At 62.8% G+C, this 9,764-nt stretch carries 9 protein-coding genes and 1 tRNA gene; 1 reads left to right on the top strand and 9 read right to left on the bottom strand.

The window, feature by feature from the left end; all coding sequences use genetic code 11:
* From ACT84W_RS07240 to ACT84W_RS07200, 9 genes are all read right to left on the bottom strand, one after another.
* Positions 1 to 764: hypothetical protein (locus ACT84W_RS07240; RefSeq protein WP_444328716.1), on the bottom strand; the 764-nt coding region annotated here is incomplete at its 3' end.
* Positions 765 to 1,239: 475 nt separating this feature from the next.
* Positions 1,240 to 2,235 (bottom strand): ketol-acid reductoisomerase, encoded by a 996-nt coding sequence (gene ilvC, locus ACT84W_RS07235; protein ID WP_444328715.1) that lies wholly within the window; start codon positions 2,233 to 2,235, stop codon positions 1,240 to 1,242.
* Positions 2,236 to 2,375: 140 nt separating this feature from the next.
* A complete protein-coding gene (gene ilvN, locus ACT84W_RS07230; protein WP_417575530.1) occupies positions 2,376 to 2,876 on the bottom strand; it encodes an acetolactate synthase small subunit in 501 nt (166 codons plus the stop codon).
* A gap of 1 nt (position 2,877) precedes the next feature.
* Complete coding sequence (gene ilvB / locus ACT84W_RS07225) at positions 2,878 to 4,773, bottom strand: biosynthetic-type acetolactate synthase large subunit (protein ID WP_432290447.1); 1,896 nt, start codon at positions 4,771 to 4,773, stop codon at positions 2,878 to 2,880.
* Positions 4,770 to 6,446 (bottom strand): dihydroxy-acid dehydratase, encoded by a 1,677-nt coding sequence (gene ilvD / locus ACT84W_RS07220; RefSeq protein WP_432290446.1) that lies wholly within the window; start codon positions 6,444 to 6,446, stop codon positions 4,770 to 4,772. Before ilvD ends, ilvB begins: the two co-directional genes overlap by 4 nt.
* Before the next feature lie 857 nt (positions 6,447 to 7,303).
* Positions 7,304 to 7,669, bottom strand: a complete 366-nt coding sequence (rplT, locus tag ACT84W_RS07215; RefSeq protein WP_417575527.1) for a 50S ribosomal protein L20 — start codon at positions 7,667 to 7,669, stop codon at positions 7,304 to 7,306.
* 48 nt (positions 7,670 to 7,717) lie between these two features.
* On the bottom strand, positions 7,718 to 7,912 hold the full coding sequence (rpmI, locus tag ACT84W_RS07210; protein WP_417575526.1) for a 50S ribosomal protein L35: 195 nt from the start codon (positions 7,910 to 7,912) through the stop codon (positions 7,718 to 7,720).
* A 1-nt stretch (position 7,913) separates the two neighbouring features.
* Entirely contained in the window at positions 7,914 to 8,522 is a 609-nt protein-coding gene (gene infC / locus ACT84W_RS07205; RefSeq protein ID WP_417575525.1) for a translation initiation factor IF-3, read from the bottom strand.
* Positions 8,523 to 8,712: 190 nt separating this feature from the next.
* The gene (locus ACT84W_RS07200; RefSeq protein ID WP_417575524.1) at positions 8,713 to 9,222 is read right to left on the bottom strand and encodes a ferritin; all 510 of its coding nucleotides are present in this window, start codon (positions 9,220 to 9,222) and stop codon (positions 8,713 to 8,715) included.
* Positions 9,223 to 9,330: 108 nt separating this feature from the next.
* On the opposite strand from ACT84W_RS07200, the gene ACT84W_RS07195 reads away from it, so the two are divergent.
* Positions 9,331 to 9,414 (top strand) — tRNA-Leu (locus tag ACT84W_RS07195).
* Positions 9,415 to 9,764: the final 350 nt, after the last annotated feature.

Raw genomic sequence — 9,764 nt, 5'->3', positions numbered from 1 at the left:
CACGAGCCACCAGGAGTGACTTGTCTTCTCAGATATTCACCGACCGTCACGGCGCCGGGGAAATAGAAATCCGGGCGGATCTCATCATGATTTAGGATCTGCCGAGAAGGCCCCTTAAGCTCGATTCTTTTGTTGAGCTGGATGCCCGGTACGGCAAGTCCGCCAACTTCTCTCGGCAAAGAAAAGAAAGCCGCAATCTTCGACTCCATCGGAAAGTTTGAAGCCGGAGCGGCAGAGGCGAAGGCCGTCTGTTGCTTTCGCCGGGCGCATCTGACCTGTTGGGGGCTGCGGGATAGCAACTCAGAAATAGAATCCATCGAAGCGAGAGGAGTGGAAGTGCTGACGAATCCACGAGAATCGCCCGGGGAAAGCAGGTAGGTTCCGCAAAACTCGCTCATTAAGAGATTCAGCTCAACGATTGTGCTTCGAAAAGCGCATTGGAGAATCGCGAGCTCGGGCTTGCATACGAAGAAATCATCGCCGGCATCGAAGAGATCCCCGGGCTCCGGAAGCGTCTTGAAGTGACGGAAACGCGCTGCACCCGACGACCTTCTTTCTCCCATACTGCTCACGGCAAGCTCGAGCGGCGCATGGAGCATATACGCTTGGAGAAAAGCGCAGCATCGAGCTTGCGTTTTATCACAGAATCGCCTGCTAGCCTCCGGGAGCTCATGAATTTCCGCCTCCGTCAGCACATGGGCACCCCCACACACTCGCCAATATTCGAGCGCGGAGACTCCCGACACGATAAGCCTGCCCGCCATAGCGTCCTCCTCTCGATAGGAAGAGGAGCGTAGCAAGTTCTACTTACCGTTATCTAACCGTTATCTGACAGCGAGCTTGCAGATTTCTACGCTTTGGAGCCTCAACTAGAAAAGAAGGGCAGTTGAGGAGCTTGCGACACATGAACGCAAGCCTCAGGAAGATAAGAGCAGATTAGCCACGTCCTTGAGAACAGCACAATCACGACGGGTCGCGCTTGCACGGGCGTTCTCCCCCGAGCAGAAGAGCACGCTGCTCTTTGAAAGAGAAGGCTGCTCTAATCAAAGCAATGGACAAAGAAGTCTTCTCTACAAAAGAGCAGCCTTCTCCTCAATAAGAAAGAGAAGGCTGCCCAGCAACAGTGCTAAGAAGGACGCTTACGGGCGCTGTCGATTGGCGCGGTGGGCGCCACCCGATAGGCGCACGGGCGCGCCCCGAACACGCGGGCACACGTCGGCCCGCGTCCGAAGCGACGAGCTACTTCTTGATCCAGGAGAACATGGAGCGGATCTTCTCGCCGGTGACCTCGATCGGGTGGGTGTTGATGGCCTCACGCTGCTCGAGCAGCCACTTGTGGTCGTTGTTGCAGTCGTCGACGAAGTCCTGCGCGAAGGAGCCGTCCTGGATGCGCTTGAGGATGAGCTTCATGGCCTCGCGGGACTGCTCGTTGATGACCTTCGGGCCGGCGTAGTACTCGCCGTACTCGGCGGTGTTGGAGATGGAGTAGTTCATGAAGTGGATGCCGGACTCGTACATGAGGTCGACGATCATCTTCATCTCGTGGTAGCACTCGAAGTACGCGAGCTCCTCGGGGTAGCCCGCCTCGGTCAGGGTCTCGAAGCCGGCCTTGACGAGCTCGACGAGACCGCCGCAGAGCACGGCCTGCTCGCCGAAGAGGTCCTCCTCGGTCTCCTCGGCGAAAGTCGCCTTGATGATGCCGGAGCGGGCGCCGCCGACGCCCCAGCAGTAGGCCAGCGTGATGTCCCAGGCGTCGCCGGTGGCGTCCTGCTGCACGCACGCGAGGTCGGGCACGCCGGAGCCCTCGGTGAACTGGCGACGGACGATGTGGCCCGGGCCCTTGGGGGCGCACATGATGACGTTGACGTCCTCGGGGGCCTTGATGTAGCCGTAGTGGATGTTGAAGCCGTGCGCGAAGGCGAGGGTGTCGCCGGCCTTGAGGTGGTCCTTGATGTGCTCCTCGTAGACCTTGGGCTGGGTCTCGTCGGGGGTGAGGATCATGATGACGTCCGCCTCCTCGGCGGCGGTGTCCATGTCGACGACCTTGAGGCCGGCCTCGCGGGCCTTCTCGGCGGACTTGGAGCCCTCGCGGAGGCCGACGCGGACGTCGCAGCCGGAGTCCATGAGGTTCAGCGCTTGAGCGTGGCCCTGGGAGCCGTAGCCGATGATGGCGATCTTCTTGTTCTGGATGACCTCGGGCTTGCAGTCGTTCTCGTAGTAGATGGTGACGGCCATGCTGGTGATTCCTTTCGATTGAAGCCGTACATTGCTATCTCAGCTGCCGTCCAGCAGTTGAAACCGTCCGAAATGACGAAAAGGGACTGTCCCTTCTCATCATTTTTCTCACGATGACGAAAAGGGACTGTCCCTTTTCGTCATTGGTCGTGGCCGCGGCCCATGGCGATCTTGCCGGTGCGCGTGAGCTGGCGGATGCCGTAGCCGCGGAAGAGGTTCTCCATGGCGTCGAGCTTGGACTCGTTGCCGGTCGCCTCGATGGTGAGGGTGTTCTTGCCGACGTCGACGACCTTGGCGCGGAACACGTTGGCGATCTCGATGATCTCGTGCCGGCGGTCGGGCGACGCCTGCACCTTGAAGAGGACGAGCTCGCGCTCGACGGCGTCCTCCTCGGTGAGGTCGCTGATGCGGAAGACGCTCACGAGCTTGTGGAGCTGCTTGGTGATCTGCTCGAAGCCGTACTCGTCGGCCTCGACGATGATCGTCATGCGCGAGAGGCCCTCGTCCTCGGTCGGGGCGACCGTCAGCGACTCGATGTTGAAGCCGCGGCGGGAGATCATGCCGGTGACGCGCGAGAGCACGCCGGGCTTGTTCTCCACGGTGACGGAGAGGATGTGCTTGCTGGCTGCGGAGTCGGACATGCTACTCCCCTTCCTTCTCGGCGTCGTCGGCGAGGTCGGCCGCATGGCCGTCCGCGCGGGTCGGCTTGCCGAAGCCCTTCTCGGAGACGCGCACGCCGCCGAGCGTGACGTCGAGGGCGCCGATGATGTCGTCGATCGGCGCGCCCGGGGCGACCATCGGGTAGACGGTCTGGTCTCGGGGGATCATGACATCGAGCAAGAAGGGCTTGGTCGAGGCGAGCATCTGGTCGAGCGCCTCGTCGACCTCGTCGGGCTTGGTGATGCGCCGTGCCTCCCAGCCGTAGGCGTCCGCCAGCTTGACGAAGTCGGGGTTGTCGGCGAGCTCGGTGAAGGAGTAGCGCTTGTTGTAGAACAGGCTCTGCCACTGGTGCACCATGCCGAGCGCGCGGTTGTCGACGACGAGCACCTTGACCGGCACGTCGTTGATCGCGGCGGTCGCCATCTCCTGCGAGTTCATCTGGAAGGAGCCGTCGCCGGCGATGCAGACGACCTCGTCCTCGGGGCAGCCGATCTTCGCGCCGATGGCCGCGGGGAAGCCGAAGCCCATGGTGCCCAGGCCGCCCGAGCTGATGAAGGTGCGCGCGTGCTCGCGGTGGATGTTCTGGTGCGCCCACATCTGGTGCTGGCCGACCTCGGTCGTGACGATGGAGGCCTCGGGGTCGAGCTTGTCGGAGAGCTTGGAGAGCACGACCTCGGGCGCGATGGCGTCGGGGAAGTCGGCGAAGTCGTTCGTGTAGAACGGCCAGCGATCGCGCCAGCTGAAGACGTCCTTGACCCACTGCTCGTCGTTGGGCTTTGCCTCAGCCTTGGCAAGACGGGCGTCCAACGCGCCGAGGACGACCTTCGCGTCACCGACGATGGGCACGTCGGGATTGATGATCTTGCCGATCTCGGCCGGGTCGATATCGATGTGGATGATCTTCGCGTGCGGGGCGAACTCGGAGACCTTGCCGGTCACGCGGTCGCTGAAGCGCGCGCCCACGGCAATCAGGAGGTCGCACTCGGTGACGGCCATGTTGGCGTACTTGGAGCCGTGCATGCCCACGGGACCCAGGTTCAGCGGGTTCGAGCAGCGCATGGCGCCCTTGCCCATGAGCGAGGTGACCACGGGGATCTGCATGCGCTCGGCGATGGAGGTGAGCTCCTGGCACGCGTGGCTCGTGACGATGCCGCCACCGGCGTAGATCAGAGGCTTCTTTGCCTCGCAGATGAGCTGTGCCGCCGCCTTGACCTGGCGCGCGTTGCCACGGTAGGTCGGCTTGTAGCTGGGCAGGCTGATCTTGTCCGGGTAGTGGAAGACCATCTCGGCGCTGGAGAGGTCGCTCGGGATGTCGATGAGCACGGGGCCGGGGCGGCCGGTGCTCGCGATGTAGAAGGCCTCGCGGAAGGTCTGCGTGAGGTCGTCGACCGACTGGAGCAGGAAGCTGTGCTTGACAACGGGCATGGTGATGCCGACGATGTCGGACTCCTGGAACGCGTCGGTTCCGATGACGCCGCGCGTGACCTGACCGGTGATGACGACCATGGGGACGGAGTCCATGTAGGCCGTGGCGATGCCGGTCACGGTATTGGTGGCGCCGGGGCCGGAGGTCACGAGAACCACGCCGACCTTGCCCGTGGCGCGGGCATAGCCGTCGGCCATGTGCGTCGCGCCCTGCTCGTGGCGCGCGAGCACATGGTGGATCTTCTTGCTGTCGTAGAGGGCGTCGTAGATCTTGATCGCCTGGCCACCGGGGTAGCCGAAGAGCGTGTCCACGCCCTCGGCCTCGAGGCAGGCGATGATGGCCTGGGCGCCGGTCATCCTCTGGCCCTCGTGCTCAGTATGGCTTCCGGGGCCGAACGGCCGGCCCTCGATCGCGAGCTTGCGCATCGCGAGCTTCTCTTCGAGCGTCGTCATGCGAGGTATGCCCCCTTGTCTGCGCTGGAAACGAGCTTTGCGTACTTGGCGAGGACGCCGTGGTTGTGCTTGGGCGCCGGCGGGACGAAAGCGGCACGGCGCGCGGCCATCTCCTCGTCCGAGACGTCGACGTCGAGCTTGCCGCCCTCGATGTCGACGGTTATCATGTCGCCCTCTTGGATGAGCGCGATGGGGCCGCCGGCCGCCGCCTCGGGGCTCACGTGACCGATGCAGCCGCCCTTCGAGGCGCCCGAGAAGCGGCCGTCGGTGATCAGGGCGACGCTGGTCGAGAGGCCCATGCCGCAGATCGCGGAGGTCGGGGTGAGCATCTCGCGCATGCCGGGGCCGCCGGCCGGGCCCTCGTAGCGGATGACCACGACGTCGCCGGGCTGGATCTTGCCGCCGAAGATGGCCTCGCAGGCCTCCTCCTCGGAGTTGAAGCAGCGGGCGGGCCCGGCGTGGCGCATCATCGAGGGGTCGACCGCGGCCTTCTTGACGATGCCGCCGTCCGGGGCGATGTTGCCGTGGAGCACACGCAGGGCGCCGACCTTGGAGAAGGGGTTATGGTGGCTGCGGACGACCTCGCCGTCGGCAGGCTTGCCGCAGCGCTCGAGGTACTCGGGAACGGTGCCCATGCAGGTGAGGGCGCTCTCGTCCAGGAGCCCCAGTTCGTGGAGCTCCTGCATGACCACGGGCACGCCGCCCACCGCGTAGAGGTCGATCAGCGGGCGCGGGCCGGAGGGCTGGAGCTTGACGAGGTGCGGGGTGCGCGCCGAGGCGGCGTCCCAGTCGTCCATGGTGATGGGGCAGCCGGCCTCCATAGCGATGGCGGTGAGGTGCAGGACGGTGTTCGTGGAGCCGCCGAAGGCCATATCGCACTCCATGGCGTTGTGAACAGCGGCGGCGGTGACGATGTCCTTGATGCGGACGCTCTTCTGGAGCAGCTCCATGACCTTCATGCCGGCGTGCTTGGCCAGGCGCAGGCGCTCGGAGTAGACCGCGGGGATGGTGCCGTTGCCGGGAAGCGCGATGCCGAGCGCCTCGCAGAGGCAGTTCATGGAGTTCGCGGTGAACATGCCGGAGCAGGAGCCGCAGGTCGGGCAGGCGGAGTTCTCGAGGTAGGCGAGGTCGTCGGCGCTCATGGTGCCTGTCTGGACCTGGCCCACGCCGTCAAAGAGGGAGTTCAGGTCGGTGGTCGGGCCGTCGTTGCGGCCGCGCTGGTGGCCGGGGAGCATCGGCCCGCCAGAGACGAAGACCGTCGGCACGTTGACGCGAAGCGCGCCCAAGATCATGCCCGGGACGATCTTGTCGCAGTTCGGGATGCACACCGCGGCGTCGAACTGATGGCCCTCCATGGCGATCTCGAAGCTGTCAGCGATGGTCTCGCGCGAGACGAGGCTGTAGTGCATGCCGTTGTGGTTCATGGCGATGCCGTCGCAGACGCCGATGGTCGAGATCTCGATGGGCACGCCGCCGGCCATGTAGACGCCGGCCTTCACGGCCTCGGCGATCTTGTCGAGGTTGTTGTGGCCGGGGATGATGTCGTTGCGGGAGTTGAAGATGGCGACGAGCGGGCGCTCCATCTCCTCGTCGGTGAGGCCATCGGCCTTCAGGAGGCTCCTGTGCGGAGCGCGGGCAAGGCCCTTCTTTACGGCATCGCTTCTGAGCTGCATCTTTGTGTGATCCCCTCTCGCTTCCTCGTCCTATGGTGAGAAATGCGAGTCGGGTAGGTACAGCTACCGCTCGATGCCTTATGACGGAAGGTGCCGGCCCGGGGTACTTGCCTCAGGCGAAGAGACGGGGGTGACCGCTTTCGCACGGGCGTTCTCGCGAGCTGCTCGAGGGTGTTTTCTTCGCCGTCCGCCGCAGGTTCTCACAAGCCCTGCTCGCTGTGGGACGGATGGGGCGCGTACTTGCCCTGTCGTCGCATTTGCTCAGTGAATTGAAGATTACCACAGCCGTAAGCCCGGATGCACGAGTTCACGTTCGGGAAACAAAGCAGGTCAGATCGCCGCCGGGGCCGCGCCGCCCAAATACGAAGGACTGCCCGGGCGCAACGAACGGGCAGTCCCCTTGTAGTTGGCGAGCCCTGCCCACAAATAAAGCGGGGAGCCGTCGTATGGCTCCCCGCTATGGCTTGTACTTTGGAATCGCCGACTTTCCTCATCCGATGGTGTAGGACGTTAGGTTAGTCGAATGGGCCCGCTGATGATTCCTTCATTGGCCTGTGTTCGAGATGACGTCGATGGAAGGTGGCGAGTGCGCTCGCCCGAATTATTAATCGACCTCGGGCACATCGGCGGGCCCAAACGATGCTATATCTTCTGTGTTCACTGGACTCGCCTCCTCGGTCGGTCGCTTTGTGGGTAGCGACGTTGTTTGTTATTGCTAGTCTCCCCACCGCTCCCCTGCTTATTCACCGTACGCATCCGCAAGCGGCGAACGGTACAAAACAGCCCCTGAACGGCACTTTGACGCGTTCAGGGGCTCCTATGCTGAGTAAGTCTATTTGCCGAGTCGAGAAAATGGCTTACTGAGCGTCGGCGATGGCCTTCTTGGCCTGCTCGGCGATGTCGGCGAAGGTGTCGGCGTCGGAGTAGGCGATCTCGGCGAGGACCTTGCGGTCGAGCTCGATGCCGGCGAGCTTGAGCCCGTGCATCAGGGTGCTGTAGGACATGCCGTTCTGGCGGGCAGCGGCGTTGATGCGCTGGATCCAGAGGGAACGGAACTCGCGCTTCTTGGTGCGGCGATCGCGGTACTGGTACTGACCAGAGTGGCGATCCTGCTCCATCATGCCGCGGAGGGTGCGGGAGGAAGTGCCGTAATAACCCTTGGTGCGCTCCTGGAGGGTGCGGCGCTTCTTCTTGGAATTCACTGCGCGCTTAACACGTGCCATTCAAATCAACTCCTTGGTAAAAGATCTAAGAGGTGCGCGTAAGCGCTGTTACTTGCCCATGCGCTGGGAGACAGTCTTCACATCGCTCTTGGCGAGCTCGGTCTCCTGACGGAAGCCGCGGATGCGCTTCGGGGACTTCTTGGTGAGGATGTGGCTCTTGAAAGCCTTGGCGCGCATGATCTTGCCGGTACCGGTCTTGCGGAAGCGCTTGGCGGTACCCTTGTGCGTCTTCATCTTGGGCATGCTAGTTCTCCTTCTGGCTCTTGTCATCGTCAGAGGCCTTCTCGTCGAAGGCGCCCTTGATGGGGACGATGAGCATGTGCATGTTGCGGCCTTCCATCTGAGGCTTCGACTCGACCGTCGCCACGTCCTTGAGGTCCTCGGCGAGGCGGTCGAGCACAATCCGACCCTGCTCCGGGTGGGCCATCTCGCGCCCGCGGAACATGATGGTGATCTTGACACGGGCACCCTTCTTGAGGAAACGCACCACGTGGGCCTTCTTGGTCTCGTAATCGCCGACGTCGATCTTGGGACGGAACTTCATCTCCTTGATCTCGACCTTCGCCTGGTTCTTGCGAGCCGCCTTGGCCTTACGGTCCTGCTCGTACTTGTACTTGCGGTAATCGAGCACCTTGCAGACCGGGGGCTCGGCGTTCGGGGCGATCTCGACGAGGTCGAGACCCTGGTCGTTTGCGATGCGCAGGGCGTCGCGAACACCAAAGAGGCCGAGCTGGGAACCGTCGACGCCGATGAGTCGGCACGTGCGAGAAGTGATCTCCCCGTTGATGCGAGGACCGTCGTTTCTGGCTATCTTACACACCTTCCCTTCGTGGAAGCCCTCCCGGGCCGCCATAGAAAAATCTCCCGGAGCCACATGCAGCATCCGGGAGACATTACTCATCGAAATCGACGAAAAGGATTCCTTGTCTGACCAGACAGCTGCCTTACGGCGCCGTGTAGGTGGGGCTCACGTTCAGCCCGCTTTTCCGAAGGAGTATATTAAGCCAAGGAGTCCTTCTTTGCAAGCTTGGAACACAAATGCTCTACATCGGCATCGTCGGGGCGACGAAGACACGCGTCTGGTACTCGCGGTCGAGGTCGTAGAGGCCCTTGGGGTCGCTGCCGAAGAGCTTCATGTTCTTGATCATGTCGGAGGCGTTGGTCTCCTCCTCGCCCTGCTCCTTGACGAACCAGTCGAGCATCTGCATCGCGCGGAAGTCATGGACGTCGTTGGCCGCGGCGTAGCAGCGGTCGATGCAGGCGGTGATGTGCTTCTCGTGCGCAAGGCCCGCCTCCAGCGGCTCGAGATCGGTCGAGAAGGTCTTGTCGGGCTCGGCGATCGCGGTCATCTTGACCGAGACGTCGTTGTCGAGCAGGTAGCGGCGCAGGATTTTCGCGTGCGCGACCTCCTCCTGGACCTGGACCATGTACCAGTTGGCGAAGCCCTTGAGGCCGCGGTCCTCGTAGTAGTCCGCGAAGGTCAGGTAGAGATAGGCGGAGTACAGCTCCTCGTTGATCTGGTGGTTCAAAAGCTCAGACAGTTTCGCGTCCATGGGACGTCCTTTCTCCTTGGCGGTCCGTTTTCGGTCGAGCGCCTCATTTGGTTCTATACCCTCGTGCGCCTCGATGTATCTGTTACACTGATACGGCACATCGCGTGCGCCCGAGTGGCGGAATGGCAGACGCGGCGGTCTCAAAAACCGCTGAGGCAACTCGTGTGGGTTCGAGTCCCACCTCGGGCACCATGTGAAAGACAGCCCCGGCGACGGGGCCTTTTTCATGCCGAGATATGAACAGCGCGCACTCTCTCGCGCTTGTGCAGACTGCACATGGCGAGTGAAGCCTGCACTTCTCGATAGTTATGAAAGTGCAGCCTGCACACAAGAAGTGCAGACTGCACAAAAATTTCGAGGTGAACGCTGCTCGGAGGCGCAGGCGACCCGCGGAAGCCAAGCGACGCGGGGTCAGCGCAAAAACGGGTTTCGCGCGAGCTCGGAGGCCATGGTAGTAGCAGGGCCGTGGCCGCAGAAGAGCTTGGTCGCAGGGGGGATGCGATCCGCGAGCTTGCGCAAAGAAGTGAGGATGGCGGCCTCGT

The sequence above is a fragment of the Paratractidigestivibacter sp. genome (assembly GCF_052362415.1).
Classification (GTDB): Bacteria; Actinomycetota; Coriobacteriia; order Coriobacteriales; family Atopobiaceae; genus Paratractidigestivibacter.
This window is presented reverse-complemented; position numbering and strand designations above follow the sequence as displayed.